The organism is Roseomonas sp. SRI_022 (assembly GCF_057586215.1).
In genome coordinates this window covers 91,333-117,950 of the sequence record NZ_JBYCZL010000005.1, presented here as the reverse complement: position 1 = coordinate 117,950, position 26,618 = coordinate 91,333, and the positions used below count along the sequence as shown (strand labels likewise).

Below are 26,618 nucleotides of genomic sequence, written 5' to 3'. Positions count from 1 at the left end.
CTATCATTCTCGCAACGAAAATATTGCGCTCAGCTCTGTGGCCGGTCGCGGTAACCCCCGGGATGCGCCTCACGCCAAGCCCAGGCGGTCCGGACAATGTCATCCAGCGACCCGTGCCGCGGCGCCCAGCCCGTTTCGGCCCGCAGCCTGTCGCTCGCGGCGACCAGCACCGCCGGGTCTCCCGCGCGGCGCGGGCCGATGCTGTGCGGCACCGGGCGGCCACCGACGCGCTCCACCGCCGTGATCACCTCCTTCACCGAGGCGCCATTCCCGCTGCCGATGTTGTAGCGGCAGGACCCATGTGTTTCGAGCCGCGCGAGCGCCGCCAGATGCGCCTGCGCCAGGTCGGTGACATGGACGTAGTCGCGGATGCAGGTGCCATCCGGGGTCGGGTAGTCATCGCCGAAGACGGTCAGCGCAGGGCGGCGGCCGAGCGCGGCGTCGATCGCGAGCGGGACGAGATGCGTCTCGGGGTCGTGGTCCTCCCCCGCGCGGCCGGCGGGGTCGGAACCGGCGGCGTTGAAGTAACGCAGCGCGGCATAGCGCAGCCCGTGGATGCGCCCTGCCCAGGCGAGGCCTTCCTCAACCATGCGTTTGCTGTCGCCATAGGGATTGGACGGCGCGATGCGGCAATCCTCGTCGATCGGCACGCGGTCCGGGTCGCCGAACAACGCTGCGGTGGAAGACAGCACGAAGCGCAGGCAGCCGGCCTTGATCGCGGCATCCGCCAACCGCAGCGAATGCGCGACGTTCTCGGCGATGTAGTGCAGCGGCTCGCGCATGGATGCGCCCACGATGGACAGCGCGGCGAAATGCAGCACGGCATCGAAGCGCCAGGAGGCGAAGACCTCGGCGACCCGCCTCGTATCCGCAAGGTCGGCCTCGACCAGCGTCGCGCCGGCCGGAACCGCCGCGCGATGGCCCTGAGTCAGGTTGTCGAGCACGACCACCTCATCCCCGCGATCCAGCAGGGCGAGCACGGCGTGGCTGCCGACGAATCCGGCACCGCCGGTGACGAGGTAACGAGCCAAGGCAATCCTCCGGCGGGCACGGTCACGAAGCCGGGCGTTTCCGCCCGGGCAGGATCTGCTCTAGCAATCGGGCATGGGAAAGGCACTCTTTGGCGTCCTTGTGGCGCTGCTGCTGGCGCCCGCCGCCGCGGCGGCGCAGGGCATATCGCGGGCCGAGACCTGGGGCGCGGTCGCGACCCCGGCGGCAGGTCCGGTCCGCATCATCGGCAGCACGGGGCTCGGCTGCATCGCGGGTGCGGTGCAACTGCCCGATGACGGGCCGGGCTGGCAGTCAGTGCGCGTGTCGCGCAACCGGCATTGGGGGCATCCGGCGATGGTCGCCTGGGTGCAGGATTTCGCTGGCCGGGCGCGGGCACAGGGGTTCCCGGATCTGTGGATCGGCGACCTGTCGCAGCCACGCGGCGGGCCGATGACCTACGGGCACGCCAGCCATCAGGCGGGAATCGACGCCGACATCTGGCTCGACGTGAACCCGAAGCCGCGCGTGCCGGCGGCGCAGCGGGAGAACACGCCGATGGTCTCCCTCGTGCTGCCGGATGGATCGGGCGTCGACCCGGCGCGGTTCACCGACCGCCATGCCGCGCTGATCCGCCTAGCGGCGGAGACGCCGGGCCTCGACAGGCTGCTGGTCAATCCCGCGATCAAGCAGGAGTTGTGCCGGCGCCATGCGGGGCAGTCCTGGCTGCGCCGCGTGCGGCCGTGGCGCGGGCATGATTCGCACATGCATATCCGCCTGCCCTGCCCGCCCGGCCAGGCGGAATGCCGCGGCATCGCCCCGCCGCCGCCCGGCGATGGCTGCGACGCGACGCTCGCCTGGTGGTTCACCGAGGAAGCGCGCCGGCCGCCGCCCCGCCGGCCGGGACCACCGCCGGTGATGCCGGCGGCGTGTGCGGGGGTGCTGGCGTCGCGGTAGGCGTTCCTATGGCTTCAGCCGGTATCCGGTGCGGAACATCCACCACAGCACCCCGAGGCAGAGCGTCATGAAGCACGCCATGAATGCGAGACTCGCTGCCACGCTGACGTCGCCAACGCCGAAGAAGCTCCAGCGGAAGCCGCTGACCAGGTAGACCACGGGATTGAACAGGCTGATGGTCCGCCAGGGCTGCGACAACATGTCGATCGAATAGAAGGCCCCGCCGAGGAAGGTCAGCGGCGTTATCACCAGGGACGGCACGATGGCGAGCTGCTCGAAGCTCTTGGCCCAGATGCCGATGATGAAGCCGAACAGGCTGAACGCGACGGAGGTGATGACCAGGAAGGCCACCATCCAGACCGGATGGAGGATCTCGATCCGCACGAAGAAGGTCGCGGTCAGCAGGATGATGAGGCCGATGACCATGGATTTGGTCGCCGCCGCCCCGACATAGGCGAATACGGATTCGAAAGCCGAGAGAGGCGCGGAGAGGAGCTCGAAGAGGGTGCCCGTGAATTTCGGGAAGTAGATGGCGATCGAGGCGTTCGAGATGCTCTGCGTGAGGATGGTCAGCATCATCAGGCCGGGCACGATGAAGGCGCCGTAGTCGACGCCGCCAAGCTGCTGCATATGCGACCCGATCGCCGCGCCGAAGACGATGAAGTACAGCGCCGTGGTGATCACCGGCGTGATGATGCTCTGCCAGACGGTGCGGAAGGCCCGCTGCATCTCGGTGCGGTAGATGGCCCATATGCCGTGGTAGTTGATGCCAGTCATCACGCGGGCTCCACCAGGCTGATGAAGATTTCCTCGAGCGAACTCCGCTCGGTGTCGAGATCCTTGAAGTCAATGCCGAGCTCGCCGAGCCGCTTGAGCAGCCCCGGCACGCCCGTGCCCTCCGCATTGGCGTCGAAAGTGTAGAGAAGTTGCTGCCCGTCGGCCTGAAGCTGGAGCGGCCAGCCGGCAAGCTCGGCCGGGATCGCCGTCATGGGGTGCTGCAGCACGAGGGTGAGGCGGCGCTTGCCCAGCTTGTCCATCAGCGTCGCCATGTCCTCGACCAGCAGGATGCGCCCCTTGTCGATGACGCCGACGCGATCGGCCATGTCCTCGGCCTCTTCGATGTAGTGCGTGGTCAGGACGATGGTGACGCCCTTGTCGCGCAGCCTGCGGACCAGCGCCCACATGTCGCGGCGGAGGTTGACGTCGACGCCGGCCGTCGGCTCGTCGAGGAACAGCAACTCGGGTTCGTGGCTCAGCGCCTTCGCGATCATCACGCGGCGCTTCATGCCGCCTGAAAGTTCGATGACCTTGCTGTTGCGCTTGTCCCACAGCGACAAATCGCGCAGGAGCTGCTCGAGATAAGCCGGGTCGGGCGAACGGCCGAACAGGCCGCGGCTGAACCGCACGGTGTTCCAGACGGTGGAGAAGATATCGAGCGCGATCTCCTGCGGCACCAGGCCGATGATCGAGCGCGCCGCGCGGAAATCCGTCACCACGTCATGGCCGCCGACAAGCACCGTGCCTGACGTCATCGTGACCGTGCCGCAGATGATGCTGATGAGGGTTGTCTTGCCGGCGCCGTTCGGCCCGAGCAGTGCGAAGATCTCGCCCCGGCGGACCTCCAGATCGACGCCGCCGAGCGCCGTGAGACCCGAATCGTAGTGCTTCTCGACACCGGAGACGGAGAGGATGGGTGGCATTGCCTCGACTCTCATGGTCATCCGACAGCCATACCAGTGGCAGGCGATCGACGCAGCAGGGCCGGCCCAGGACGGCCTGTCACATCATCGGGCAGGCTCATTCGCCGCCCCCTGTGCTAGGCATCGCGCCATGGACGATTCGGACCTTCTCGTCGTCGGCGCAGGCATCGTCGGGCTGGCGCATGCGCTGCATGCCGCCCGCGCCGGGCAGCGCGTGACTGTCATCGACCGCGATGCCCAGGCCAATGGCGCCAGCATCCGCAATTTCGGCTTCGTCACCGTCACCGGCCAGGGCACCCCGCACACCTGGCACCGCGCCCGCCGCGCACGAGAGGTTTGGGCCGAAGTCGCGCCCCTCGCCGGCATCCCCGTACATCACCGAGGGCTGCTGATGGCGGTGCGGCGGCCCGAAGCGGTCGCGGTCATCCAGGAATTTGCTGCCGGCCCGATGGGCGACGGCTGCCGCATCCTGCGTGGCGCCGAGATTCCGTCGCCGCTGCGCGCGCCCGGCCTGCTTGCCGCGCTGCACAGCCCGCACGAACTGCGTGTCGAAAGCCGCGACGCCATTCCGCGGCTGGCCGCCTGGATGGAGGGCGCGCTCGGCATCCGCTTCATCCGCCATGTCGCGGTGCATGCCGTGGGGACGGGTGAGGTCGAGACGACGCGCGGCACCTTCCGCGCGCCGCGCATCGTGGTCTGCCCGGGTGCGGACATCGCGACGCTGTTCCCCGATGCCTTCGCGCGGCGGGAGGTGACGCTGTGCAAGCTGCATATGCTGCGCCTCGCCAATCCGGGCTGGCGCCTGCCCGCCGCGGTGATGAGCGATCTCGGCCTGCATCGCTATCGCGGCTATGCCGATTGCCCGTCCCTGCCCGCGCTGCGCACACGGCTTGCGGCGGAACAGGCCGAGGAACTGGAACACGGCGTCCACCTGATCGTCGTGCAGGGTGCTGACGGTTCGCTCGTGGTCGGCGACAGCCACCACTATGGACCCACGCCCGACCCCTTCCAGCCCGAGCATGTGGATGCGCTGATCATCCGGGAGGCGCAGCGCGTGCTCGACCTGCCGGCGCCACGCGTCGTCGAACGCTGGACGGGGCTGTATCCATCCGGCCCCGAGGATGCCTTCTTCGAGACCCCCGCGCCGGGCGTGCGCCTGGTTTCCGTCACCTCCGGCACCGGTGCCTCCACCGCCTTCGGCCTCGCCGAGGAAGTGCTGGCCGATTTCGAGGCGAACCCATGACCCGCAAGATCAAGGCCGTCATTCTCGACTGGGCGGGCACCGTGCTCGACCATGGCAGCCGCGCCCCGATGGGCGCCTTCGTCGAGGCCTTCGCTCATTTCGGCGTGACCATTTCCATCGCCGATGCGCGCGGGCCGATGGGCATGGCCAAGCGCGACCACATCCGCCTGGTCGGCACCGCACCGACCGTCGCCGCCGCTTGGCGGGCGAAGCATGGGCGCGACTTCGATGATGCAGCGATCGACGCCATCTTCAATGTCTTCGAACCGCTGAACGTCGCCGCCGTGGAAGCGCACAGCGCGTTGATCCCCGGCGCGAAGGCAGCGATTGACTGGTGCGCGGCGCGCGGCATCCGCATCGGATCGACCACCGGCTATACCCGCCCGATCATGGAACGGCTGGCCCCGCTTGCGGCCGCGCAGGGCTTCGCGCCGGAGGTGATGGTCTGCGCCGGCGATCTCGCCGCCGGTCGCCCCGCGCCCTTGCAGATGTGGCACGCCATGTCGGCAATGGGCATCTGGCCGGCCAGCACCGTGGTGAAACTGGACGACACGCCGCCAGGAATCGGGGAAGCCCGCGCGGCCGGCTGCTGGGCCGTGGGCCTCGCACTTTCGGGCAACATCGCCGGGCTGTCGGCCGAGGGCCTTGCCGCGCTGACGCCGGAGGACCGCGACGCGCTGCGCCGCTACGCAGCGGAGCAATTGACGCGCGCCGGTGCACACCTCGTGGTTGATTCGATCGCCGATCTTCCCGCCGTGGTCGCGCATATCGAAGCGCGGCTCACTGCGGGCGAAACGCCCGGCCTGGTGGAATGGAGTTGACACGGAACCGCAATCCGCGTGTCACACTAGCGACTTGGGGAGCACGCTAGGCACGGCAACCGCTGACTGACGGGAGACGCCGCATGCGCCGCTTTGCTTTACTCGCCCTTGCCCTCGCGGGCCTGCTGCCCGCGGCTGCCGAGGCGCAGCAGCGCACACGGCTGACCGTCTATACCGCGCTCGAGAACGAGCAGTTGCAGCCCTTCAAGCAGGCCGCAGAAACCGCGTTGCGCGACATCGAGATCGCCTGGGTGCGCGATTCCACCGGCGTCATCACCGCCCGCCTGATCGCCGAGCGCGCCAATCCGCGCGCCGATGTGGTGTGGGGGCTGTCGGTCTTCTCGCTGCTGCAGATGGAAGGGCTCGACATGCTCGAGCCCTATACGCCTGCCGGGGCCGAGGCGTTGCGCCCATCCATGCGGTCTGACCGCAACCCGATGACCTGGACGGGGATGGACGCCTTCGTCTCGGCGATTTGCTTCAACACTATGGTGGCGCAGCAGCGCAACCTGCCGCGCCCGACGACCTGGGAGGACCTGCTGAACCTGGCCTTCCGTGGGCAGATCGTGATGCCGAACCCGAATTCCTCGGGCACCGGCTTCCTGACCATGGCGGGCTGGATCGGCCGCCGCGGCGAAGCGGGCGCGTGGGACTTCATGACGCGGCTCCACGACAACATCCAGCAATACACGCACTCCGGCTCGGCGCCCTGCAATAACGCAGCGCGCGGCGAATTCGGCGTCGGCATCTCGCTCGACATGCGGGCGGTGACGCTGCGCAACCAGGGCGCGCCGATCGAGATCATCGTGCCGACCGACGGCGTCGGCTTCGACCTGGAGGCAACGGCGATCCTGCGCGGCACGCGCAACCTGGCCGCCGCGCGGCGCCTGGCGGATTTCGCCGTCTCCCGCCCGGCGATGGAGACCTATGGACGCTTCTACGCGCTGCTGGCGCTGCCCGGCGTCGATGCCTCGGTGCGCGGCTATCCGGCCGAGTTCTCGCAGCGGCTGGTGGATGCGGATTTCCGCGCCATCGCACTGGAACGCGACCGCCTGCTGCGTGACTGGGCATCGCGCTTCGACGGCAAGTCGGCGCCGCGGAACTGACGCGGCTTCCGTGACCGCGCCCGCTCCCGACATCGCCGTGGTTGAGGACGCGGAGAACCGCGCCTTCCGCGCCGCGCCCTATCTCGAAGCGCATGAGGTCGGCAAGCAGTTCGGCAGCTTCGTCGCCCTGCACCGGGTGAACCTTGCGGTACGGGCGGGGGAATTCGTCACCTTCCTCGGCCCGTCCGGCTGCGGCAAGACGACGCTGCTGCGCGGCATCGCGGGGCTGGACCCGCCGACCACGGGGCGCATCCTGCAGGGCGGGCGGGACATCACCCACCTGCCGCCCGCGGAGCGCGACTTCGGCATCGTCTTCCAATCCTACGCGCTGTTTCCCAACCTGACGGTCACGCAGAACATCGCCTATGGGCTGCGCGGACGCGTCTGGCCAAAGGCGCGGGTGCGCGAGCGCGTGGCCGAGCTGCTGTCGCTGATCGGGCTCGCTGAACATGCGCCGAAGTATCCGGCGCAACTGTCCGGCGGGCAGCAGCAGCGCGTCGCGCTGGCCCGCGCGCTGGCCAATGAACCGGGGCTGCTGCTGCTCGACGAACCACTGTCGGCGCTGGATGCCATCGTGCGCCAGCATCTGCGGCAGGAGATCCGATCGCTGCAGCAGCGCCTCGGCGTGACCACCATCATGGTGACGCACGACCAGGAGGAGGCGATGGGCGTCTCCGACCGCATCGTGGTGATGAGCCGCGGCAGGATCGAGCAGATCGGCACGCCGGCCGGGATCTACGACCGCCCCGCCAGCCCCTTCGTCGCCGGCTTCGTCGGTCATTCCAGCCGGATCGAGGCGGTGGTGGACACGCCACCCGGGCTGATCGTCGCCGGCGGCCTGCGCCTGGCGGCGGATGCGGCGCGGTCGCTGCTCTACGGCACACGTGTCACCTGCTTCATCCGGCCCGAGCATCTGCGCCTGCATCGCCCCGATGCCGCGCCGGAGGGCGCGCTGGATGCGGTGGTGACGGGGCTGGAGTTCCTCGGGCCCGTGGTGCGGCTGTCGCTCGAGGCCGGCCCGCTGCGGTTGCTCGCCAGCGTCTCGCCGGCCGAACTCGCAGCACTTGGCGCGCTGCCTGGCGCGGAGGTCGCCGCGACGCTGCCGCGCGAGCATCTGATGGTCTTCCCCGAGGATGTCTGACGCCGCCGTGTCGCACCCGCGCGTCTCGCTCGACCAGGCGGTGATGCGCGGCGGCCTGTGGCTTGCCCTCGCCTTCCTGGCGGTCTTCCTGGTGCTGCCGCTCGCCACACTTCTTCTGCGCGCCTTCGAGACACCGCAGGGCGGCTTCGCCGGCTTCGACAATTTCCGCGCCTATGCCACCACGCCGGCGCTGCTGGGCGCGGCCTGGAACAGCCTGTGGACCGCGGCGCTGACCGCTGCGATCGTGGTCCCGCTCGCCTTCTTCTATGCCTATGCGCTGACGCGGTCCTGCATGCCGTTCAAGGCCGGCTTCCGCGCGGCGATGATGCTGCCGCTGCTCGCACCCTCGCTGCTGCCCGCCCTAGCCCTGGTCTACCTGTTCGGCAACCAGGGCATGCTGCGCGGGGTGCTGCTGGGGCACAGCATCTACGGCCCGATCGGCATCATCATCGCTCAGATCTTCTACTGCTTCCCCTCTGCGGCGCTGATCCTGTCCGTGGCGCTGTCCACGGCCGATGCGCGGCTGTACGAGGCGGCGGCGGCGCTCAAGGCATCGCGGCTGCGCATCTTCTGGACCGTGACGCTGCCCGGCGCGCGCTACGGCCTCGTCTCCGCCTTCGTCGTGGTCTTCACCCTGGTAATGACCGACTTCGGCATCCCCAAGGTGATCGGCGGGCAGTTCCCGGTGCTCGCCACCGATGTCTACAAGCAGGTGGTCGGGCTGCAGAACTTCAACATGGGTGCGGTGGTCGGGCTGGTGCTGCTGGCACCGGCGGTGCTGGCCTATCTGCTGGACCGCTGGGCCACGCGGCAACGGTCGGCAACGCTGTCGGGCCGTGCCGTGCCCCTGAGGCCCGCGGCACGTCGGGGACGCGACCTGCCACTGCTCGGGCTGTGCCTGGTCGTCGCCGCTATACTCATCGGCATCGTCGGCGTCGCGGCCTGGGGGTCACTGATCCGCTTCTGGCCCTACAACCTGTCGCTTACGCTCGACAACTACGACTTCACACGCTTCGACGCATCAGGCTGGGACACGGTGTGGTTGTCGGTGCGCATGGCCGCACTGGTCGCGGTGATCGGCACGATCATCATCTTCGTCATCGCCTATGTGCTGGAACGTGGCGCGCAGCGAGGCATCCTGCCGGGCATGGCGCGCTTCGCGGCCTCGGTGCCGCTCTCCGTGCCGGGCCTGGTGCTCGGCCTCGCCTATGTCCTGTTCTTCAACCACCCGGCCAATCCGTTCGGCTTTCTATACGGGACCGTGGCGATCCTGGTGCTGAACTCGCTCGTGCATTTCTACACGGTCGGGCACCTCACGGCGGTCACGGCGATCCGCCAGCTCGACCCTGAATTCGAGGCAGTAGGCGCGTCGATGCGCGTGCCGATCTGGGTGACCTTCGCCCGCGTGACGGTGCCGATCTGCCTGCCGGCGATCCTGGAGATCGCGATGTACCTGTTCGTCAGCGCCATGACGACGGTCAGCGCGGTGATCTTCCTCTACGGCCCGGACACCAAGCCCGCCTCGGTTGCCGTGGTGCATATGGACGAGGCCGGCCAGGCCAGCGCCGCGGCGGCGATGGCGGTGGTGATCCTCGGCATCACCACGGGCGCGAAGGTGTCGCAATTGGCGCTGGGCCGGGTGGTTGCGAGGCTGACACAGGCCTGGCGACGCTGAAGTCGCCTACCCCCGCAGGCAGCCCGCCACATAGGTCATGAAATGCGCGACCGGCGGGGTGACGAGGTCCTTCACCTTCGCCTCGTCGTCGTACCGGCGCAGTTGCACAGCCTCGGCGTGATACGGCAGCGCCTCGAAGGCCGCGACCTCCTCCGCCGACATCGGCCCGCCCTGCAAGGACAGGCTCAGCACGCTGTCGGGCGACAGCTTGCCGAAGTAATCCGCCTCGGTCGCGCAGAGATATCGTTTCGCGGCGACATGCAGCCGCACCGGCTCGCTCACCTCCGGCCCGAAATGCTTCGCGAGCCAGGCATTGCCGAGTTCCTCATGCCGGTCGTCGATGCCTTCCTCCGCCGGGTTCTCGCCGAGCTCGTGCACCAGATGCCCGATGTCATGCATCAGCGCGGCGGCGATCAAAGCCGGCGGGTGGCCGTCGCGTTCCGCCAGCCAGGCGGATTGCAGCGCATGCTCGCGCTGCGTCACATTGTGCAGGCCGTAGGGGCCATCGGCGCGATGTTCGAGCATGTCGTGAATGGTGCGGAGGACATCACCATCCATGGCCGGTCACCAGCGCCGCGCCGGCCCGCAATCGAGATGCACGAAGCCGTCGCGGCGATACAGCCCGACCCCACCGACCTGCATGTCGGCCGCCGTGCGGGCGATCCCCATGGACTGCCGCCCCGGCAGGCGCACATCCGCAGCCATGCCCGACATGTGCAGCGACACGCGCGAGACGCGGCGGGATTGCTGAGCGCGCGCCGCATTGGTCTCCGGCGCGCGGTAGCCGCTGATCACCTCGTAGAATTCATCCGAATCGACGTGGCGGGCGACGGTGAACAGCACATCGAACAGGCGCGGATCCATCGGCGTGGTCTCATCCATCGACGGATCGCGGAACAGCACGTCCAGGCGGCGCAGCGCGTCGCGGTCGTAACGTCCGTCGCGCCAGTAGATGCCCTCGAAGGATTCGCCGGTCTGCACGCGGCGAATGCGGATGGTCCGGGCGCCGCCGGCACCAGCGGATTGCGCCTGCGCCGCGGCGGGCGCAACGGCGAGCGCCACCAGACCGCCCAGGCCGGCGCGAATAACCTCGCGCCGCTTGGAGACGACCGGATCGCAGCAGGGACAGTCGAAACGATGGAACAGGCGCCGCACGGTCAGCGAGCCCCTGTCCCGCGTGTCGCCCCCCCTTCCGCGGAAGCGATGCGCTGGTTGGTCGCGCGGTCCAGGGCACGGGCGTATTCGGCGTCGAGGCCATAAATGTCAGGGCGCATGATCACTCTGCCTCCATCCACGATGACGGTGGTGTAGTGCAGCCGCACCGGAATGGTGCGAGCCAGCGCCGCGCTGGTGGTCGCACGGCTGGCCAGGACGCGGTCCACCCGCGCCCGGTCCCAGCCCGCTGTGCCCGAGAGTGCCTCGGAAAGCAACTCCATGGGCCGCTCGAGCCGGATACAGCCCGAGGAGAAGGCCCGGTCGGGCCGGCGGAACAAATGCCGGTCCGGCGTGTCATGCATGTAGATGTCGTCGCCATTCGGCATGATGAACTTGATGCGGCCGAGCGCATTGGCGTCGCCCGCTTCCTGGCGGACGAAATAGGGGAAGTTGGTCCGGCTGTAGCCACTGAAATCGACGGTGGTGGCATCGACCTGCACCACCTCGCCCTCGACGCGCTGGTAGAGGCGGAAGCCGCGCGCCTGCATCGCTGCGGGGTCGCGGCGGAAGCGCGGCAGCAGGTCCTCCCGCGCATTGCGTTCCGGCACGCCCCAGGGCGGGTTGAACTGCACCGACGTCATGCGGACGTTGAGCATCGGCGTCTGCCGGTCCCGCCGCCCAACGATCACCGCCATGTCGAGCACCTTCCGCTCGCCCTCCAGCAGGTGGAAGCGGAAATGCGGGATATTGACCTCGATGCGGCGTTCGGCCGGCGCCCGCCCCTGGCCGCGCCGCATGTCGAGTGCGACGCGCAGCTGCGCGACCTTCGCCTCGACCGGCGTGTTCAGCACGGTCCAGGTGATCGGTCCGATGCGGCCATCGGCCTCGAGCGCCTCATGCTCCTGGAAGCGGCGCACCGCCTCCTGCAGCGGCACGTCGTAGATCGGGCTTGCACGGTCCTGGGCAGCCAGCGCGGGGTCGGTCGCGCCGAGTCGGGCGCGCAGTTGCGGCACGCGCGCGGCATCGGTCGTGCCGGGTTCCAGCGTGCGCTGCAGGTCGCCGCTGATCCGCGGCCAGCCGCCGGCGGCGGCAAGCGCGCGGTATCCGGCGAGCTCGGCCTTGATGGCGCGGGCATCCGGCGGCAGGTCGGCCGCCCGGTCGATCACCTGCGCGGGCTCCGGCGAAGCCGCGAGTTCCGCCATCCAGGCCGCCAGCGGCACGGCCGCCGGATCGCGGCGCAGGTCGACCCGCCCGCGCAGCGAGGCGACACGGCCCAGCAACAGGTCTGTCAGTGCCGCCTGCGCCCCGCGCAGGATATCGGTCCGGGATGCGGCGGGTACGCCGTAGTGCCGTGGGTCCAGCCCATCCTCCTCCAGCCGCGCCAGCCGCTCGGCGAGCCGCGCGACGGCGGCATCGGAGGCGGCGGGCACCGCATCGCTGCCCTGCGCGGAGGCTGGCAGGCGGGCGAAGATGGGAAGGGTCAGGATGGACAGGAGAAGGGCGCGGCGCATGTCACTTTCGTAAGTCGCAGCGCGGCAAAAGCCAATCGTTCCGAGGAAGGACGACGCTTTCAGGCCACACCCTGTTGCACAGAGGCAGCACTTTCGGCGAGCGCGCCGACCGTGATGGGCTTGTAGGGCGCGCGCGGCCGCAGCGGCGGTACCTCTTCCGGCGACAGACCCCGCACCTCGGCGATCAGGCCGGCGACCGTTGGCGCGCACAACCGGCCCTGGCAGGGGCCCATGCCGCATCGCAGATAGGCCTTGAGCTGGTTCGGGCCGGTCGCGCCAAGCCGGGCGGCGGCACGGATCTCCCCAGCCGTCACTTCCTCGCAGCGGCAGACGACGGTCGCGTCGGCCGGGCGCAGCACATCCTGCGACGGGGTATAGAGCGCATCGAGGAAGGGCCGCAGCGCCAGCGCCTTCGCCCGGGCGGCAAGCGGCGCGGCGGTGTGCGCGGCGAAGCCGTTCTTGTCCAGGGCGCCAAGGCGGCGGGCGGCGTCCAGCCCGGCGAGGCGCCCCGCGGCGACCGCCGCCTCCCACCCGCCGATGCCCGCGCCATCACCCGCCACGGCGATGCGGTCGAGCGAGGCCGCCCCATAGGCGTCCACGACCGGCCGCCAGCAACCTTGCGCCGCATCCCAGGTGTGGTCGAGCCCGATGGCCCGCGACACCTGGGTGGCCGGGATCACACCCTCATGCAGCAGCAGCGTGTCGCAAGGGGCTGAGCCGCCATCCCAATGCACCTGCTCGACCCGACCGCTGCCCTCGGCGCGCAGCCCGCGCACCCCCCCGACGACACGGATACCGGCCCGTCGCGCCTCCGCCATCAGTCCCAGGCCCTTGGCGAGCATGTGCCGCCCAGCCCAGAGACCACCACGCGCCCTGGCGAGGGCGGCGGCGATGCGGCCCTGCCGCGTCTCGAGCACCAGCGGCGGCGCGCCGGCGCGGGCGAGTTGCACCGCCAGCAGCCAGACCAGCGGCCCCTGCCCCGCCAGCACCAGCCGCCCCGACGGCACCGCCCCGGTGGTCTTCAGCAGGATCTGCGCCGCCCCCGCGCCCATCACGCCGGGCAGCGTCCAGCCCGGGATCGGCACCGGCCGTTCCTGCGCACCGGTGGCGAGGATGATGCGCCGGGCGTTCACTGTTTCCGTGTGACCGGCGGCGGACAGGCTGAGCACGCCATCCTCCGGGTCGAGATGCCAGAGCGTGGTCGCCGACCGATAGGTGGCGCCGCTGGCGCGGAAGGCCGCGATCAGCGGCAGGCCGGGCGCTATCTCGGGGCCGACGGCGGTGTCCGAGGCCGCGGCCTCGGCGGCACGGAAAACCTGGCCACCGGGAGCTGCGTTCTCATCGGCCACCAGCACGGACAGGCCCTGGGCGCGAGCCTCGATGGCGGCGGCCATGCCGGCAGGGCCGGCGCCGATGATGGCAACATCCGGCGTCATGCGCCTGACTCCACATGCTGCATTGCACGCGCAGGGATGTGCATGCAGTCTGTCGTCACGCAGCCGGAACGCCAATAGCGATGATCTTCGACGTCACGACTCTGCTCGGTTTCCATACCGTCGTCAGCCTCATCGCACTCGTCGCCGGCCTGGTGGTGGTGCTGGGTATGCTGGGCGGGCACACGTTGCCAGGCATGACGGCGCTGTTCCTGGCGACGGCGATCCTGACCAGCGCCACCGGCTTCCTGTTCCCGGTCGATCGCATCCTGCCGTCGCACATCTTCGGCGTCGTGTCGCTGCTCGCGCTCGGCGCCGCGGCGCTCGGCCGCTACGCCTTCGGCTATGCCGGGAAGTGGCGGCTGATCTACGTGCTGGGCGTGGTGCTCGCCACCTATCTCGATGCCTTCGTGGCCGTGGTTCAGGTCTTCCTGAAGATCCCCGCGGCGCATGAGCTGGCGCCGACCCAAGGCGAGCCGCCCTTCGCCGCCGCGCAAGGGCTGCTGCTGCTGGCGTTCATCCTGCTCGCGATCCTCGCCAGCAAGCGGTTCCGCCCGCTGGGCTGACATGAGCGCCGTCATGGCCGCGCCGCCCGCGCGCCGTGCTGGCGCGCGATGCGCATGCCCGGGACAACGGTCACCATGCAGGCCTGGCGGTTCGCCACGCCGTCGATCTCGGCCAGGCAGTCGAAGCACACGCCCATCAGGCAAAGCGGGCCGCGCGGGGTGCCGGTCACCGCCGTCTCGCGGATCGCGGCATGGCCGGCGATCAGCACGGCGGCAGCAGCCGAGGCGCCCTCGGGCACCAGCACGGGAGCACCTTCGACGAACACCTCGACGGTGGCGGGGCGGGCGTCAGGCCGCGTTCTGAACATCGAATCGCTTTGCAGAGAAGGGGGCGAGTACGGGATCGAGGGCGCCGGCCGCAATCATTGGCGCCAGCACACGCGCATGTGCCCCGGCCAGCGTCACGCCGGAATGGCAATTGGCGGTGAAGGCGCCGGGGTAGCGCTCGGACTCGTCGTAGATCGGCAGGCCGTCCGGTGCCATCACGCGCAATGCCGACCAGGCACGCACGATGTTCAGCTCGGCGATCCAGGGGAAGGAACGCACCGCGCGTTCGGCGATTGTCGCCATGACCGGCGGCTTCTGGCTGAGGTCGAAGCCGGCTTCCTCCTGGCTGTCGCCCAGCAGGATGCTGCCCTCGGCAGTCTGGCGGATGCTGGTGGTGGGCATGGGCATGATGGTCTGCGCGCGTTCAGTGACCAGCACCTGGCCCTTCTGCGGCCGCACCGGCGCATGCAGCCCGAAGAGCGGCGCGAGATCCGCATTGCCGAGCCCGGCGGCGAGAACGACGCGCGGCGCGGCGAAAGCGCCGGCGGCGGTGTCGACGCGGAAGTCGTGCGGCGCCGCGCTCGCCTCGGTGACCTTGGCATTGGGGACATAGGCGCCGCCCGCCTCGGTGAAGGCACGATGCAGGGCACGCAGCAGCGGCAAGGGGCCAGCATGCCCGTCATAGGGTGTGAAGGATCCGCCCACGACGCTCGGCCCGAGGCCCGGCAGCATGTCGCGCAGTTCCTCGGCGCGGATCATGCGGTAGTCGAAGCCGAAATTGCCGGCCTCCTCCCGCATCTGCGCCATACGGCGGGATCGGTCCTCGAATTCCGCCTCACTGAGGCAAAGGCCGATGCCGCCCGGCTGCTGCAGCGCCGTGTCGATGCCGGTGCGCGATGCGAGATCGGCGGCGAGCGCGAGCCATTGCTGCGCCGAATTGCGCGTCCATCGCTGGTACCAAGGCGCACCGAGGCCCTTCGACTGCACCCAGACCAAGCCGAAATTCCCGCGCGATGCGCGGAAGGCGATGTCGCCTTCGTCCAGCAGCACCGTATCGAGGCCGCGGTCGCGCAGGCCGAGCCCAATGGCCGCGCCGACGAGGCCGCCGCCAATGACGATCGCCTCTACGTGCCGCGGGGTCACGCCGCCGCCCTACGGGGCAGGGTGACGATGCCGGGCAGCGCCGCAAGGCGCGCGACCCACGCGGCTACACCCGGCCAGCGCCGCAGGTCGAAGCCGCCCTCATCCGCCACATGGGTGTAGGCGAACAGCGCGAGGTCCGCGATGGTTGGCCCCGCATCGGTCAGCCAGTCATGCGTAGCAAGGCGGTGTTCCATCGCGTCAAGCGCCCGCGCGCCGGCCTCGTCGCAGCGCGCCAGGCGATCCGCATTCTCCGCCGCGGTGCCGAGATAGGCGCGGATGTTGCGCGCGACGGCTATGTAGGGCTCGTGGCTGTATTGCTCGAAGAACAGCCATTCAAAGACGCGCGTGCGCGGCAGGCCGGGCGGCGGCAGCCAGGGCGTGCCTTCCGCGACATGCGCCAGGATCGCATTCGATTCCACCAGCACCGTGCCGTCATCCAGTTCGAGCACCGGCACCTTGCCGAAGGGGTTCCGGCGGAGGAATTCGGGGCGGCGCGTCTCGCCGCCATTGGTGTCGACCTCGACCCAGCGGAAGGGTTGCCCGGTAAGGCGAAGGATCTGCGCCACCTTCCAGCAATTGCCGGACGGCGCCATGCCATAGACGGTTGCCATCACCGGCGAGGTTAGCCGCAGCCGTCCATCCGGCGAAGCCCCCTTTCGGGTTGACGCCCCGGCACGGCGGGGCGAGCCTTCGCCCGACCTGCCGGAGGACGCCATGAGCCCGCTCGACGCACCGCGCGACCCGCGCAACAGCGACCTCGAAGCCGCGCTGATCGAGGCGCGCGAGGCCTACAGCACGGCTCGTCCGAAAAGCGCGGCGATCCACGCCAAGGCGCGGGAGGTGCTGGCAGGCGGCAACACCCGCACCGTGCTGTTCTACACCCCCTTCCCCACCGCGATGGTGCGCGGCGACGGCGCGCGCGTGTGGGATGCCGATGGGCGCGAGTACCTCGACCTTTGCGGCGAATACACTGCCGGCCTGTTCGGCCATTCCGAGGTGCGCATCCTGAACGCCGTCAAGGCGGCGATGGATCGCGGCATCAACCTCGCTGCGGTGGGTGAGAACGAAGGCAAGCTCGCGGCGCTGATCTGCGGGCGCTTCCCCTCAGTCGAGCAGGTGCGCTTCACGAATTCCGGCACCGAAGCCAACATCATGGCGCTGGCCGGCGCGCGCGGCTTCACAGGGCGCACCGAGGTGCTGGCCTTCCGCGGCGGCTATCACGGCGGCGTCTTCACCTTCCCGGTCGGCGTGCCGATCTCGCCGGTCAACCTGCCGATCCCGATGCGCTTCGCCGACTACAACGACGCGGCGGGCGCCGCGGCGGCGATCCGCGAGGTGGGCGACAAGCTCGCCGCCGTGATCGTCGAGCCGATGCAGGGATCGGGCGGCTGCATCCCGGCCAGCCGCGAATTCCTCCAGGCGCTGCGCGACGCGGCGAAGGAAACCGGCGCGCTGCTGATCTTCGACGAGGTGATGACCAGCCGCCACGGCTATGGCGGGCTGCAGCAACGTCTCGGCATCACGCCGGACATGACGACCTTCGGGAAATACATGGCGGGTGGCATGTCGTTCGGCGCCTTCGGCGGACGGGCCGACGTGATGGCGATGTTCGACGGCCACAAGCCGGGGGCGATGCCCCATGCGGGTACCTTCAACAACAACGTGCTGTCGATGGCCGCCGGTTGCGTCGCGATGGGCGAGATCTTCGACGAGGCCGCAGCCGAGGCGCTGTTCGCCCGCGGCGAGGCGCTTCGCGCGTCCTGCAACGCCGCCTGCGCGAAGCATGGCGTCGCGGTGCAGTTCACGGGCGTGGGGTCGATGATGAACCCGCATTTCCGCGCCGGGCCGATCACCGCCGCCTACAAGGCGAGCCCGGCCGAGGAGCAGATGCGCGAGTTGTTCTTCTTCGACATGCTTGCCGCCGGGCTCTACCTCGCCCGGCGCGGCATGGTGGCGCTGATGCTGCCGGTCACCGACGCCGACTGCGCCCGCTTCGTCGCCGCTGTCGAGGAGTTCTGCGCGGCGCGAAAGCCGGTGCTGACGCCGGCCTGATCCGCGTCAGTCGGTGGTGTTGCGGAGCACGCCGTTCAGCGTGTGCTCCTTCTTCTCGGTCCAGTCGTACCAGATCAGCCTGCCGTCCAGCGCGCCGATATACCCGTGCAGATGGTAGTCATTGGCGATGTCGACGTCGGGACCCTCGAAATGGTCCCACACCAGCGCCTGTCCCGCGCCGGACAGGCGCGGATGGGTGTGCCAGTAGCCGATCGGCTTGGTTCCCGTCGGGCAGCCGCAATTCGGCTCATATTGGTGGATTTTCACCGTTGGCTCGGCGCGGTCGCCGTGGAAGGGCCCAGTGGTGAGGCATTCGCTGCCCTCGATGTAGAGCACGCCGCCGTACTCGACGGCCTCCTCGATCGACTTGCCGAGATGCTCGTTGAACAGCGCAATGGCCTTCTCCTCGGCGAGGATCACGTCATGCGTGCGAGCCTTGAACTGCCCCCAGGGATTGCGTGGCATGGGCCAGGACCTCTCATGGGTTTCACCGCCCGCCGCCCACCGGCAGGCACGCTCCCGTGATGTATGACGCGGCGCCGGAGGCCAGGAAATGAATCGCTTCAGCAACCTCCTCCGCCTGCCCCGGCCGGCCGAGCGGCACGCCCGGTGACAGCCTGGCGAGCCGGTCCGGCTGGCCGGAGGCGGCATGGATCTCCGTCTCGATGAGGCCGGGATTCACGGCGTTGACGCGGATGCCTTCGGTCGCGACCTCTCGAGCGAGGCCGATGGTCATCGTGTCGATCGCGCCCTTGCTGGCGCCGTAGTGGATCCATTCGCCGCCCCCGCCGATCTCCGAGGCGCGGGAGGAGACGTTGACGATCACTCCGCCCTGCCCACCGCGCTTGGTGGACATGCGCCGCACCGCCTCCCGGCAATGCAGCGCCACGCCGATCACATTCGGCATGAAGACCGATGTCCAATCCGCCAGCGTGCTGTCGGCGAGCAGCCGCTTCGGCCCGGTGATGCCGGCATTGTTCACCAGAACGTCGACCCGTCCGAATGCCTCGTCGGCGCGGTTGAAGGCGGCAAGGATGTCGCTTTCCACCCCCGCATCGCCCTGCATCAGCACGACGCGTGCGCCTTCGAACTCGCAGGCGCGGGCGGTGGCCTCGGCGCGCGCAGTCTCGCTGCGGTAGGTCAGCAGCAGGTCATAGCCCCGCCGGGCCGCGAGCAGCGCCGTCGCCGCGCCGATGCCCCGTGAGCCACCCGTCACCATCATCACCTGCCGTGCCATGGCGTCCTCCTGATGCTTTCTTGCCGGCATTGTCGCGGAAGCGCGCGCGGCTGTCAGCCTTGCCGGCAGCGGCATCGCGGGCGAGCATGCCGACAGCCGAGGAGACGCCGCATGGACCTGCCTGCCCCGCAATCCTATTCGCCCAGGACCTTCCGCCCGCTGACCTTCCACGATGCGGTGCCGCGTTTCCTCGACGGATCGGACACGCCGCGCGCCTATCTGGAACGCTGCCTCGCCACCATCGCGGCGCGCGAGCCGCAGGTGATGGCCTTCGCCAGCCTGAACGAGGCCGGCGCGCGCGAGGCGGCGGACGCCAGCACGGCACGCTACAAGGCGGGCGCGCCGCTCTCGCCGATCGACGGTATGCCGGTTGGCATCAAGGATCTGCTCGAGACGCGCGACATGCCGACCGAGATGGGCAGCGCCTTCTACAAGGGGAACCGGCCGGGCCGCGATTCCGCGCTGGTGCAGGCGCTGCGCCAGGCGGGTGCGGTCATCGTCGGCAAGACGGTGACGACCGAACTCGGCATGTCGCATCCCGGCCCCACGCGCCATCCCTTCGATTTGCGGCGCACACCGGGCGGGTCGTCCTCCGGTTCCGGCGCGGTGATCAGCGCGCAGATGCTGCCTGTCGCGATCGGCACGCAGGTGCTGGGCAGCGTGATCCGGCCGGCATCCTTCAACGCCAACTGGGCGCTGAAGCCGACGCAGGGCGCACTGAACCGCGGGGAGCGCCAGGGCTTCAGCCAATCCACCGTCGGCATCCATGCCGGCAGCGCGGAGGACATGTGGGCCGTCGCGGTGGAGATCACGAAGCGCGTCGGGGGCGATCCCGGCGCACCGGGCCTTTACTTCACCGGCGAGACCCCGCCACCCGCGCTGAAGCCGCGCCGCCTCGCGGTGCTGGAGACGGAAGGCTGGCCGCTCGCCGAACCCAAGGCCATCGCGGCCTTCGACAAGGCGCTGGATGCGCTGAGGGCGCAGGGTGTCGCGATCATCCGCCGCACCGACCATCCTCTGCTGGAGGCACTGGAACAGCGCGTGATGGGCGCGATGGCGCTGGCGACCGATGTCTGCGCCTATGAAAGCGCCTGGTCGGTCGCCAATATGATGGCGAAGAACCCGGACGCGCTGTCCGACAGCCTCAAGGCGCGCTTCGAACTGGGCTGTTCCGTGACGCTGCCGCAGTACCGCATGCGGCTGCTGCAGCGGGAGGAGATGCGCCGCGCCCAGGCCGCGCTCGCCGGCGAGGTGGACGCCTTCATCGGCCTGCCCGCCTGCGGCCCGGCGCCGCTGCCCGGCGATACCGGGGGGTCCACCAACCGTATCCTGCACACCACCGGCAATCCGATCATGAACACGGCCTCCTCGGGCCTGGGCTGCCCGGTGGTGACGGTGCCGCGCATGGCGGTGGAGGGCATGCCGCTCGGTATCGCCATCACCGCCCAGCCGCACCAGGATGAACGGGCCACGGCAATTGCACGCTGGATCGGCGAGGCCGTTCCGCCGATCATGCTCTGAAGGATTGAGGGAGGACACTATGAACGAGATCGTCGTCACCGACGAAGCCGGGCTGCGCACCATCCGCATCGACCGGCCCGACAAGAAGAACGCCCTGACGCGCGCCATGTACGCCGCGATGGGTGAGGCGCTGCGCGACGCAGCCACCTCCCCCGCCGTGCGCGTCGTCTTCATCACCGGTGGGGCGGCCTGCTTCACCTCCGGCAATGACGTCGCCGACTTCAAGGCGCGCGGCGACCAGCAGGCCGACGTGCCATCCCCCGCTCGGGAAATGCTGGCCGCGCTGCGTGCCTGCCCGAAGCCGGTCGTTGCCGCGGTCGCGGGCTATGCCATCGGCATCGGCACCACGCTGCTGCTGCATTGCGACTTCGTCTATGCGGCCGACACCGCGGTGTTCCGCATGCCCTTCGTCGATCTCGGCCTGTGCCCGGAGGGCGGGTCCTCCCTGGTCGTGCCGCAGCGCGGGGGACAGTTGCTCGCCAACGAATTGCTGATGCTGGGCGAGGCCTTCACGCCGGAGACGGCGGTGCGTGCCGGTATCGCCAATGCCGTGGTGCCGCTGGCCGAACTGTTCCACACGGCCGAGACGGTGGCGCGCAAGCTCGCCGCCAAGCCGCCCATCGCCCTGGCGACCACGAAGCGCCTGTTGCGCCAGGCCGGCGAAGCAAGCCTGTCCGCCCACATGATCGAGGAATTCGCGAAGTTCGGTGCGCTGCTGCGCGGACCGGAAGCCGCCGAAGCCGTCGCCGCATTCCAGGAAAAGCGCAAGCCTGACTTCACCCGTTTCCTCGCCGCGGAGTAGCGGCGATGTTCCGCGAGGATCTGTTCGCCGGTTCCCGCGTGCTGGTGACGGGCGGCGGCACCGGGCTTGGCCGGATGATGGCGGAACGGCTGCTGTCACTCGGCGCGTCGGTCGAGATCTGGGGCCGCCGTGGCGAGGTGGTGCAGGCGACCGCGGCCGAGTTGAACGCGAAGCATCCCGGCCGTGCCAGCGCGCGCGCCGTGGACATCAAGGACCCCGAGGCGATCGAGGCGGCCGTCGCCGCCATGTGGGCGGAAGGCCGGCCCGCGACGCATCTGATCAACAACGCCGCGGGCAATTTCGTCAGCCGGACGGAGGACCTGTCCTCCCGCGCCTTCCACGCCATCGCCGACATCGTCTTCCACGGCACCTTCCAGGTGACGCAGGCGCTCGGCAAGCGATGGATCAAGGACGGCACCGGCGGCGCGGTGGTGTCGATCATCGTGACCTGGGTACGCACCGGCGCGCCCTTCGTCGTGCCATCGGCCATGTCCAAGGCGGGGATCGACGCGATGACGAAGTCGCTCGCGGTCGAATGGGGGCGCTATGGCATCCGCCTCAACGCCATCGCGCCCGGCACCATTCCCACCGAAGGCATGTTCGCGCGTCTTCGCCCCGGCGAGAACGATCCCGCCGCGCGCGCTGCGGTGGGCAATCCGATGCGACGCATCGGCACGCCGCAGGACATCGGCGACCTCGCCGCCTTCCTGCTGACGCCGATCTGGATCAACGGCGAGACCATCGCGCTCGATGGCGGCGGCTGGCTGACCACCGGCGGCGGCTTCCAGGACTATCTCGCCTGGGGCGATGCGGAATGGGAGGAAGCACGCGCGCGCATCAGGGCGCGCAATGAGGCGGACAAGGCGAAGCGCGGCTGACCGCCGCACATTGACGCTGCCCGACCCGGGCGCGACAACCGCGCGCACGGGTCCGATTCAGGAGGAACGACCATGAAGGCCACACGATGGATCGCGGCTGCGGCCGCGGGACTCACCCTCGCATTCGGCACGCCGGCCATGGCGGGTGCGACGCTCGACGGCGTAAAGAGCCGCGGCGTGCTCGCCTGCGGCGTCAATGTCGGCGTCGCCGGTTTCTCGCTGCCGGACAGCCAGGGCGTGTGGCGCGGCATGGATGCCGATCTCTGCCGTGCGGTCGCGGCCGCCGTGCTGGGCGACCCGAACAAGGTCCGCTTCGTGCCGTTGACCGCGGTGCAGCGCTTCACCGCGCTGCAATCGGGCGAGATCGACGTGCTGATCCGCCAGACGACGCTGTCCATGTCGCGTGACACCACGCTCGGCCTGCGGCTGACCATCGCGAACCTCTATGACGGCCACGGCTTCATGGTGCGGCGCGATGCGAACATCCGCGACCCGAAGGAAATGGACGGCATGACCATCTGCCTGTCCCCCGGCACGACGAATGAACTCGTGACAACCGACTGGTTCCGCACCAACAACCTGCGCTTCACCCCGGTTCTGCAGGAGCGGATGCAGGACAATGCGACCTCCCTCCAGGCGGGCCGCTGCGATGCCATCGGCACGGATGCCACGCAGCTCGCAGCACTTCGCAGCCAGTTCGCCCGCCCCGACGACTTCGTGATCCTGCCGCAGCGCTTCTCGAAGGAGCCCTACGGCCCGGTCGTGCGGCGTGACGACCAGGAGTGGTTCGATGTGATCCGCTGGACGGTCTCCGCGCTGATCAATGCGGAGGAGCTTGGCGTCACCAGCCAGAATGCCGAGGAACTTCGCCGCACCAGCACCAACCCGGAGATCCGCCGCCTGCTGGGCGCCGATCCGCTTCTGGGCAACGCGCTGAAGCTCGATGTGTCCTGGGCCTACAACGCGATCCGCGCGGTCGGGAACTATGGCGAGTTGTTCGAACGCACCATCGGTCCCAACACGCCGATCGGCCTCGATCGCGGCCTGAACCGGCTGTGGACGGATGGTGGCCTGATGTACGCTTGGCCGATGCGCTGATCCCTGATGCCGCGACCGGCCCCGATCCAGGGGCCGGTCGTTGCTTCCCAATGGCGGTTCAGAGCCGATAGGCCTGCCGCGCGAGCAGTTGCCAATCGCTGCCTGCCTTGGTCCAGACCTGCAGCACACCGATGCGCACGGGGCTGACCTGGCCCTGCGGGTTCACCGTCTCCCCGACGAAAAGGTGCCGTACGATCGCATTGCTGCCTGCAAGGCCGATCGTCTGTTCACTGAGTTCGATCTTGCGGAAAGCACTGACGCGCGAGACGAGGTAGTCCACGAATTGCTGGCGGTTCTCGATCCGCCCGGCGGAATGGCCGTAGCTGAGCTGCGCGGCCGTCAGTGCCAGCAGCTTGTCGCGATCCACCTCGAGCATGGCCTTGGTCAGGGCTTCCACCGCCTGCCCTACAGCGGCCTGATCCTGGGCTGCGACCTCGCCCGCGACGAGGGTGACGCTGGCCAGTACGGCTGCCCCGGCAAGGACATCGCGACGACTTCCTGACTGCATGGTTTCCTCCATCATCTTGGACCCGGCATGGCGTTCTGGCGCGCCGCGGCACGGTAGAGGCCGGCGACCACAGCGTCGACGGGTGTTGATCAACACTTTTTCGCTTTTCCGTTGCACCCCATCGCGCCCGGTCGGATCATCCGCCCGACCGTAGAAACCGGAGTGGAGGAAACGACCGATGGAATTCGGCTACTTCGCCATGCCGTCGCATCCGCCTGAACGGGGCCTGAAGGCGGGTCATGACTGGGACCTTCAGGTGCTGCGCTGGCTGGACGAGATGGGCTTCACCGAAGCCTGGATCGGCGAGCACCACACCGCCCCATGGGAACCCCACCCGTCCCCTGATCTACTGATCGCGCAGGCTCTGTTGCAAACCAAGCGGTTGCGCATCGGCCCCGGCGGCTTCCTGCTGCCCTATCACCACCCTGCGGAACTCGCGAACCGTGTCGCGATGCTCGACCACCTTTCCGAAGGGCGGTTGAACTTCGGCGTCGCGGCCTCCGGCCTGCCTTCCGACTGGGCCATGTTCAACGTCGATGGCATGTCCGGCCAGAACCGCGACATGACGCGCGAGGCGCTCGACATCATCCTGAAGATGTGGACCGAGGACGGGCCTTGGCACCATGACGGCAAGTACTGGAAGGTGGACAAGCCGGATACGATGTTCGGCTTCCTCAAGCCGCACATCAAACCGCTGCAGGCGCCGCATCCACCGATCGGCGTCGCCGGGCTTTCCAAGAATTCCGATACGCTGAAGCTCGCCGGCGAGAAGGGCTTCCTGCCGCTGTCGCTGAATCTCAACCCGGCCTACGTCGCGTCCCATTGGGACAGCGTCGAGGTCGGCGCGAAGAAGTCCGGCCGCACGCCTTGGCGTGGCGACTGGCGCCTCGTGCGTGAGATCTTCGTCGCCGAGACCGATGAGGAAGCTTGGCGGCTGTCGGTCGGGTCCCATATGGGCCGGATGATGGGGGAATACTTCCTCCAGCTGCTCGCGCAGTTCGGCTTCAAGGATTACCTGAAGCACGACCCGTCGGTGCCGGATTCCGATGTCACCGTGGAATACTGTGCGCGCCACAACTGGATCGTCGGCAGCCCGAAGACGGTCACCGAGAAGATCGAGCGCATCTACCACGAGGTTGGCGGCTTCGGTCAGCTCCTCGTCTTCGGCTTCGACTATGTCGAGAACCCGGAGGCGTGGAAGACCTCGCTCGGCCTGTTGCAGAGCGAGGTGCTGCCGCGCGTGAAGCATCTGGTGCCGCCACGCCAGGCGAACCTCGCCGCCGCGCAATAGGTTGCCGGGGCGCGGGCACCGTCCCATCCTCGGGCGAGAAAGCGAGGAGGGACGGATGGCCGCGCATCTGCATCAATGGCCCGCGCAGGGCCGCGTCTATCACGCCACCGCGCTGGCCGAGGCCCTGCCGCGCGAGATCGCCGATGCAGCGCGCGTCGTGCTGGTGACGACGCGCTCGCTCGCCAATGGCGCGCTGGTCGCAGCCGCGAAGGCCGCGATCGGCGAGCGGCTGGCGGCCGTGTTTTCCGCCATGCGCGCGCACAGCCCGGTCGAGGACGTTCTCGCCCTCGCCGCCTTGCTACGCGAACAGGAGGCCGACGTGATCGTCGCACTCGGCGGCGGGTCGGTGATCGATGGGTCGAAGGTCGCCTGCCTCGCGGTCTGGCGCGGCATCGGCGACGCGGGAACGCTGATCGGCGCGGCGGCGTCGCGTGGGTCGGCTCCGGGGTTCTGGGATGGCGCATCGCCGGCGCCGCGCATCGTCGCCGTGCCGACCACGCTGTCAGCCGCCGAATTCGCGCCGAATGCCGGCTACACCGACCTCGGCGCGGGGCGGAAGTACCGTGCGCTCGATCCCTGGATGGTGCCGCGGGCGGTCATCCTCGACCCTGCGGCGACGCTGGAGACGCCAGCAGAGCTGCTGCTCTCCTCCGGCATCCGTGCACTCGACCACGCGGCCGAGAGGTGGTGCTCCACGCAGCCGGAACCCTTCTCCGACGCGGTATCACGCCAGGCGATGGCGATGCTGGCCGAGGGCCTGCCGCGCGTGCGCCGCCATCCAGACGACCTCGCCGCTCGGTCGCTGTGCCAGGCGGCGATGTGGCTGTCGGTGATGGGCGGCTGGTCCGGCGTGCCGGTCGGTGCGAGCCACGGGCTCGGCTACATCCTGGGTGCCGCGCGGGGCGTACCGCACGGCATCACCTCCTGCCTCATGCTGCATGCCGTCATGCGCTGGAACGCTCCGGTGAATGAGCATCGCCAACGCGACGTCGCGCATATCCTCGGCGGCGAGGAAGCCGGCCCGGCGATCGAGGCCTTCGTGCGAAACCTCGGCTTGCCGACGCGGCTTTCCGAACAGGGCATCACGGCCGCCGAGATCCCTGACCTCGCCGCGCGCTGGGTTGGTGATGCGCCGATCGCGACCAATCCGCGGCCCGTCCGCGGCGCGGCGGATCTGGAGGCGATCCTGGCGCTGGCGGCCTGACCACCATCCTGTATCGTCGCGCAAGCGCAAGGATGGAGAAGGCCGGCGATGCACATGATCCTGGTGATGCTGGGCGGGGTTCTGTTGCTCGGCGTGTTCCTGCTGTTCGGCTGGCTGTGGGGCCATGGGCTGGCGGGATCGGCGACGGGCGCGCAGGCCTTTATCGCTACCTGGCTCATCGTCGCCATCGTGAACATGTGGGTCGGCGTGACGCGCGCCGGCTACACGGTGATGCAGGAACTGCCGATCCTGCTGGTGAACTTCGCCGTTCCGGCCGCCATCGCGATGCTGGTGGCCTGGCAGATCCCCCGGACCTGAATCG

28 protein-coding genes are annotated in these 26,618 nt (G+C 69.3%); 15 read left to right on the top strand and 13 right to left on the bottom strand.

Annotation, left to right across the window (positions count from 1 at the left end; genetic code table 11):
- Nucleotides 1-29 precede the first annotated feature (29 nt).
- Nucleotides 30-1,031 (bottom strand): UDP-glucose 4-epimerase GalE, encoded by a 1,002-nt coding sequence (gene galE / locus AC2YHJ_RS06695; protein WP_487394841.1) that lies wholly within the window; start codon nucleotides 1,029-1,031, stop codon nucleotides 30-32.
- A gap of 73 nt (nucleotides 1,032-1,104) precedes the next feature.
- Here galE and mepA point away from each other — a divergent pair, with 73 nt between their 5' ends.
- A complete protein-coding gene (gene mepA, locus AC2YHJ_RS06690; protein ID WP_487394839.1) occupies nucleotides 1,105-1,944 on the top strand; it encodes a penicillin-insensitive murein endopeptidase in 840 nt (279 codons plus the stop codon).
- A gap of 6 nt (nucleotides 1,945-1,950) precedes the next feature.
- Here mepA and AC2YHJ_RS06685 read toward each other — a convergent pair whose 3' ends face one another.
- Together AC2YHJ_RS06685 and AC2YHJ_RS06680 are read right to left on the bottom strand one after the other, a co-directional pair.
- Complete coding sequence (locus tag AC2YHJ_RS06685; RefSeq protein ID WP_487394837.1) at nucleotides 1,951-2,721, bottom strand: ABC transporter permease; 771 nt, start codon at nucleotides 2,719-2,721, stop codon at nucleotides 1,951-1,953.
- Nucleotides 2,721-3,644: an ABC transporter ATP-binding protein gene (locus tag AC2YHJ_RS06680; protein ID WP_487394835.1), complete on the bottom strand. Its 924-nt coding sequence runs from the start codon at nucleotides 3,642-3,644 to the stop codon at nucleotides 2,721-2,723. Before AC2YHJ_RS06680 ends, AC2YHJ_RS06685 begins: the two co-directional genes overlap by 1 nt.
- A gap of 130 nt (nucleotides 3,645-3,774) precedes the next feature.
- Between AC2YHJ_RS06680 and AC2YHJ_RS06675 the strand changes: the two genes are divergently transcribed.
- The 5 genes from AC2YHJ_RS06675 to AC2YHJ_RS06655 all read left to right on the top strand — a co-directional run bounded on the left by AC2YHJ_RS06675 (nucleotide 3,775) and on the right by AC2YHJ_RS06655 (nucleotide 9,630).
- Complete coding sequence (locus AC2YHJ_RS06675) at nucleotides 3,775-4,887, top strand: TIGR03364 family FAD-dependent oxidoreductase (protein WP_487394833.1); 1,113 nt, start codon at nucleotides 3,775-3,777, stop codon at nucleotides 4,885-4,887.
- Nucleotides 4,884-5,708, top strand: coding sequence for a phosphonoacetaldehyde hydrolase (gene phnX, locus AC2YHJ_RS06670; protein WP_487394831.1), 825 nt, complete (start codon nucleotides 4,884-4,886; stop codon nucleotides 5,706-5,708). The genes AC2YHJ_RS06675 and phnX overlap by 4 nt, the downstream gene beginning before the upstream one ends.
- 83 nt (nucleotides 5,709-5,791) lie before the next feature.
- Entirely contained in the window at nucleotides 5,792-6,814 is a 1,023-nt protein-coding gene (locus AC2YHJ_RS06665; RefSeq protein WP_487394829.1) for a putative 2-aminoethylphosphonate ABC transporter substrate-binding protein, read from the top strand.
- Between the two features lie 10 nt (nucleotides 6,815-6,824).
- Entirely contained in the window at nucleotides 6,825-7,955 is a 1,131-nt protein-coding gene (locus tag AC2YHJ_RS06660; RefSeq protein WP_487394827.1) for an ABC transporter ATP-binding protein, read from the top strand.
- Entirely contained in the window at nucleotides 7,948-9,630 is a 1,683-nt protein-coding gene (locus AC2YHJ_RS06655; RefSeq protein WP_487394825.1) for a putative 2-aminoethylphosphonate ABC transporter permease subunit, read from the top strand. The genes AC2YHJ_RS06660 and AC2YHJ_RS06655 overlap by 8 nt, the downstream gene beginning before the upstream one ends.
- 6 nt (nucleotides 9,631-9,636) lie before the next feature.
- Here the strand turns inward: AC2YHJ_RS06655 and AC2YHJ_RS06650 are convergent, their stop codons facing one another.
- The 4 genes from AC2YHJ_RS06650 to AC2YHJ_RS06635 are packed head-to-tail and all read right to left on the bottom strand — an operon-like array spanning nucleotide 9,637 to nucleotide 13,732.
- On the bottom strand, nucleotides 9,637-10,188 hold the full coding sequence (locus AC2YHJ_RS06650; protein ID WP_487394823.1) for a phosphonate degradation HD-domain oxygenase: 552 nt from the start codon (nucleotides 10,186-10,188) through the stop codon (nucleotides 9,637-9,639).
- A gap of 6 nt (nucleotides 10,189-10,194) precedes the next feature.
- Entirely contained in the window at nucleotides 10,195-10,785 is a 591-nt protein-coding gene (locus AC2YHJ_RS06645) for a peptidoglycan L,D-endopeptidase MepK (RefSeq protein ID WP_487394821.1), read from the bottom strand.
- Between the two features lie 2 nt (nucleotides 10,786-10,787).
- On the bottom strand, nucleotides 10,788-12,296 hold the full coding sequence (locus AC2YHJ_RS06640; RefSeq protein WP_487394819.1) for a L,D-transpeptidase family protein: 1,509 nt from the start codon (nucleotides 12,294-12,296) through the stop codon (nucleotides 10,788-10,790).
- A gap of 59 nt (nucleotides 12,297-12,355) precedes the next feature.
- Nucleotides 12,356-13,732, bottom strand: coding sequence for an FAD/NAD(P)-dependent oxidoreductase (locus tag AC2YHJ_RS06635; protein WP_487394817.1), 1,377 nt, complete (start codon nucleotides 13,730-13,732; stop codon nucleotides 12,356-12,358).
- An 80-nt stretch (nucleotides 13,733-13,812) separates the two neighbouring features.
- On the opposite strand from AC2YHJ_RS06635, the gene AC2YHJ_RS06630 reads away from it, so the two are divergent.
- Nucleotides 13,813-14,295, top strand: coding sequence for a hypothetical protein (locus tag AC2YHJ_RS06630; protein WP_487394816.1), 483 nt, complete (start codon nucleotides 13,813-13,815; stop codon nucleotides 14,293-14,295).
- A gap of 11 nt (nucleotides 14,296-14,306) precedes the next feature.
- Here the strand turns inward: AC2YHJ_RS06630 and AC2YHJ_RS06625 are convergent, their stop codons facing one another.
- The 3 genes from AC2YHJ_RS06625 to AC2YHJ_RS06615 are packed head-to-tail and all read right to left on the bottom strand — an operon-like array spanning nucleotide 14,307 to nucleotide 16,316.
- Nucleotides 14,307-14,603 carry a (2Fe-2S)-binding protein gene (locus AC2YHJ_RS06625; RefSeq protein ID WP_487394814.1) on the bottom strand — a complete coding sequence of 99 codons (297 nt, stop codon included), beginning with the start codon at nucleotides 14,601-14,603 and terminating at the stop codon, nucleotides 14,307-14,309.
- Entirely contained in the window at nucleotides 14,584-15,705 is a 1,122-nt protein-coding gene (locus AC2YHJ_RS06620; RefSeq protein WP_487394812.1) for an NAD(P)/FAD-dependent oxidoreductase, read from the bottom strand. Before AC2YHJ_RS06620 ends, AC2YHJ_RS06625 begins: the two co-directional genes overlap by 20 nt.
- Nucleotides 15,702-16,316 (bottom strand): glutathione S-transferase family protein, encoded by a 615-nt coding sequence (locus AC2YHJ_RS06615; RefSeq protein WP_487394999.1) that lies wholly within the window; start codon nucleotides 16,314-16,316, stop codon nucleotides 15,702-15,704. Before AC2YHJ_RS06615 ends, AC2YHJ_RS06620 begins: the two co-directional genes overlap by 4 nt.
- A gap of 103 nt (nucleotides 16,317-16,419) precedes the next feature.
- On the opposite strand from AC2YHJ_RS06615, the gene AC2YHJ_RS06610 reads away from it, so the two are divergent.
- Entirely contained in the window at nucleotides 16,420-17,757 is a 1,338-nt protein-coding gene (locus AC2YHJ_RS06610) for an aspartate aminotransferase family protein (RefSeq protein ID WP_487394810.1), read from the top strand.
- Nucleotides 17,758-17,763: 6 nt separating this feature from the next.
- On the opposite strand, the gene AC2YHJ_RS06605 is transcribed toward AC2YHJ_RS06610, so the two are convergent.
- Nucleotides 17,764-18,222 carry a DUF4329 domain-containing protein gene (locus tag AC2YHJ_RS06605; protein WP_487394808.1) on the bottom strand — a complete coding sequence of 153 codons (459 nt, stop codon included), beginning with the start codon at nucleotides 18,220-18,222 and terminating at the stop codon, nucleotides 17,764-17,766.
- A 22-nt stretch (nucleotides 18,223-18,244) separates the two neighbouring features.
- The gene (locus tag AC2YHJ_RS06600) at nucleotides 18,245-18,994 is read right to left on the bottom strand and encodes an SDR family oxidoreductase (protein ID WP_487394806.1); all 750 of its coding nucleotides are present in this window, start codon (nucleotides 18,992-18,994) and stop codon (nucleotides 18,245-18,247) included.
- 111 nt (nucleotides 18,995-19,105) lie between these two features.
- Here AC2YHJ_RS06600 and AC2YHJ_RS06595 point away from each other — a divergent pair, with 111 nt between their 5' ends.
- The 4 genes from AC2YHJ_RS06595 to AC2YHJ_RS06580 all read left to right on the top strand — a co-directional run bounded on the left by AC2YHJ_RS06595 (nucleotide 19,106) and on the right by AC2YHJ_RS06580 (nucleotide 23,293).
- Complete coding sequence (locus tag AC2YHJ_RS06595) at nucleotides 19,106-20,515, top strand: amidase (RefSeq protein ID WP_487394804.1); 1,410 nt, start codon at nucleotides 19,106-19,108, stop codon at nucleotides 20,513-20,515.
- A 19-nt stretch (nucleotides 20,516-20,534) separates the two neighbouring features.
- Nucleotides 20,535-21,317, top strand: a complete 783-nt coding sequence (locus AC2YHJ_RS06590; protein ID WP_487394802.1) for an enoyl-CoA hydratase — start codon at nucleotides 20,535-20,537, stop codon at nucleotides 21,315-21,317.
- Nucleotides 21,318-21,322: 5 nt separating this feature from the next.
- A complete protein-coding gene (locus AC2YHJ_RS06585; RefSeq protein ID WP_487394801.1) occupies nucleotides 21,323-22,195 on the top strand; it encodes an SDR family oxidoreductase in 873 nt (290 codons plus the stop codon).
- A gap of 72 nt (nucleotides 22,196-22,267) precedes the next feature.
- Nucleotides 22,268-23,293, top strand: a complete 1,026-nt coding sequence (locus tag AC2YHJ_RS06580; RefSeq protein ID WP_487394799.1) for an amino acid ABC transporter substrate-binding protein — start codon at nucleotides 22,268-22,270, stop codon at nucleotides 23,291-23,293.
- Between the two features lie 58 nt (nucleotides 23,294-23,351).
- On the opposite strand, the gene AC2YHJ_RS06575 is transcribed toward AC2YHJ_RS06580, so the two are convergent.
- Nucleotides 23,352-23,801 (bottom strand): nuclear transport factor 2 family protein, encoded by a 450-nt coding sequence (locus AC2YHJ_RS06575; RefSeq protein ID WP_487394797.1) that lies wholly within the window; start codon nucleotides 23,799-23,801, stop codon nucleotides 23,352-23,354.
- Between the two features lie 178 nt (nucleotides 23,802-23,979).
- Between AC2YHJ_RS06575 and AC2YHJ_RS06570 the strand changes: the two genes are divergently transcribed.
- Genes AC2YHJ_RS06570 through AC2YHJ_RS06560 form a run of 3 tightly spaced genes read left to right on the top strand, consistent with a single transcriptional unit; the run spans nucleotide 23,980 to nucleotide 26,614 of the window.
- Entirely contained in the window at nucleotides 23,980-25,092 is a 1,113-nt protein-coding gene (locus AC2YHJ_RS06570; protein WP_487394795.1) for an LLM class flavin-dependent oxidoreductase, read from the top strand.
- Nucleotides 25,093-25,147: 55 nt separating this feature from the next.
- Entirely contained in the window at nucleotides 25,148-26,296 is a 1,149-nt protein-coding gene (locus AC2YHJ_RS06565; protein ID WP_487394794.1) for an iron-containing alcohol dehydrogenase, read from the top strand.
- A gap of 48 nt (nucleotides 26,297-26,344) precedes the next feature.
- On the top strand, nucleotides 26,345-26,614 hold the full coding sequence (locus AC2YHJ_RS06560; protein WP_487394793.1) for a hypothetical protein: 270 nt from the start codon (nucleotides 26,345-26,347) through the stop codon (nucleotides 26,612-26,614).
- Nucleotides 26,615-26,618: the final 4 nt, after the last annotated feature.

Coding starts and splice junctions, on each gene's coding strand:
- mepA (WP_487394839.1), top strand. CDS start 1,105: ATGGGAAAGGCACTCTTTGGCGTCCTTGTGGCGCTGCTGCTGGCGCCC.
- AC2YHJ_RS06685 (WP_487394837.1), bottom strand. CDS start 2,721: ATGACTGGCATCAACTACCACGGCATATGGGCCATCTACCGCACCGAG.
- AC2YHJ_RS06680 (WP_487394835.1), bottom strand. CDS start 3,644: ATGCCACCCATCCTCTCCGTCTCCGGTGTCGAGAAGCACTACGATTCG.
- AC2YHJ_RS06675 (WP_487394833.1), top strand. CDS start 3,775: ATGGACGATTCGGACCTTCTCGTCGTCGGCGCAGGCATCGTCGGGCTG.
- phnX (WP_487394831.1), top strand. CDS start 4,884: ATGACCCGCAAGATCAAGGCCGTCATTCTCGACTGGGCGGGCACCGTG.
- AC2YHJ_RS06665 (WP_487394829.1), top strand. CDS start 5,792: ATGCGCCGCTTTGCTTTACTCGCCCTTGCCCTCGCGGGCCTGCTGCCC.
- AC2YHJ_RS06655 (WP_487394825.1), top strand. CDS start 7,948: ATGTCTGACGCCGCCGTGTCGCACCCGCGCGTCTCGCTCGACCAGGCG.
- AC2YHJ_RS06650 (WP_487394823.1), bottom strand. CDS start 10,188: ATGGATGGTGATGTCCTCCGCACCATTCACGACATGCTCGAACATCGC.
- AC2YHJ_RS06640 (WP_487394819.1), bottom strand. CDS start 12,296: ATGCGCCGCGCCCTTCTCCTGTCCATCCTGACCCTTCCCATCTTCGCC.
- AC2YHJ_RS06635 (WP_487394817.1), bottom strand. CDS start 13,732: ATGACGCCGGATGTTGCCATCATCGGCGCCGGCCCTGCCGGCATGGCC.
- AC2YHJ_RS06630 (WP_487394816.1), top strand. CDS start 13,813: ATGATCTTCGACGTCACGACTCTGCTCGGTTTCCATACCGTCGTCAGC.
- AC2YHJ_RS06625 (WP_487394814.1), bottom strand. CDS start 14,603: ATGTTCAGAACGCGGCCTGACGCCCGCCCCGCCACCGTCGAGGTGTTC.
- AC2YHJ_RS06615 (WP_487394999.1), bottom strand. CDS start 16,316: ATGGCAACCGTCTATGGCATGGCGCCGTCCGGCAATTGCTGGAAGGTG.
- AC2YHJ_RS06610 (WP_487394810.1), top strand. CDS start 16,420: ATGAGCCCGCTCGACGCACCGCGCGACCCGCGCAACAGCGACCTCGAA.
- AC2YHJ_RS06605 (WP_487394808.1), bottom strand. CDS start 18,222: ATGCCACGCAATCCCTGGGGGCAGTTCAAGGCTCGCACGCATGACGTG.
- AC2YHJ_RS06600 (WP_487394806.1), bottom strand. CDS start 18,994: ATGGCACGGCAGGTGATGATGGTGACGGGTGGCTCACGGGGCATCGGC.
- AC2YHJ_RS06595 (WP_487394804.1), top strand. CDS start 19,106: ATGGACCTGCCTGCCCCGCAATCCTATTCGCCCAGGACCTTCCGCCCG.
- AC2YHJ_RS06590 (WP_487394802.1), top strand. CDS start 20,535: ATGAACGAGATCGTCGTCACCGACGAAGCCGGGCTGCGCACCATCCGC.
- AC2YHJ_RS06585 (WP_487394801.1), top strand. CDS start 21,323: ATGTTCCGCGAGGATCTGTTCGCCGGTTCCCGCGTGCTGGTGACGGGC.
- AC2YHJ_RS06580 (WP_487394799.1), top strand. CDS start 22,268: ATGAAGGCCACACGATGGATCGCGGCTGCGGCCGCGGGACTCACCCTC.
- AC2YHJ_RS06575 (WP_487394797.1), bottom strand. CDS start 23,801: ATGCAGTCAGGAAGTCGTCGCGATGTCCTTGCCGGGGCAGCCGTACTG.
- AC2YHJ_RS06570 (WP_487394795.1), top strand. CDS start 23,980: ATGGAATTCGGCTACTTCGCCATGCCGTCGCATCCGCCTGAACGGGGC.
- AC2YHJ_RS06565 (WP_487394794.1), top strand. CDS start 25,148: ATGGCCGCGCATCTGCATCAATGGCCCGCGCAGGGCCGCGTCTATCAC.
- AC2YHJ_RS06560 (WP_487394793.1), top strand. CDS start 26,345: ATGCACATGATCCTGGTGATGCTGGGCGGGGTTCTGTTGCTCGGCGTG.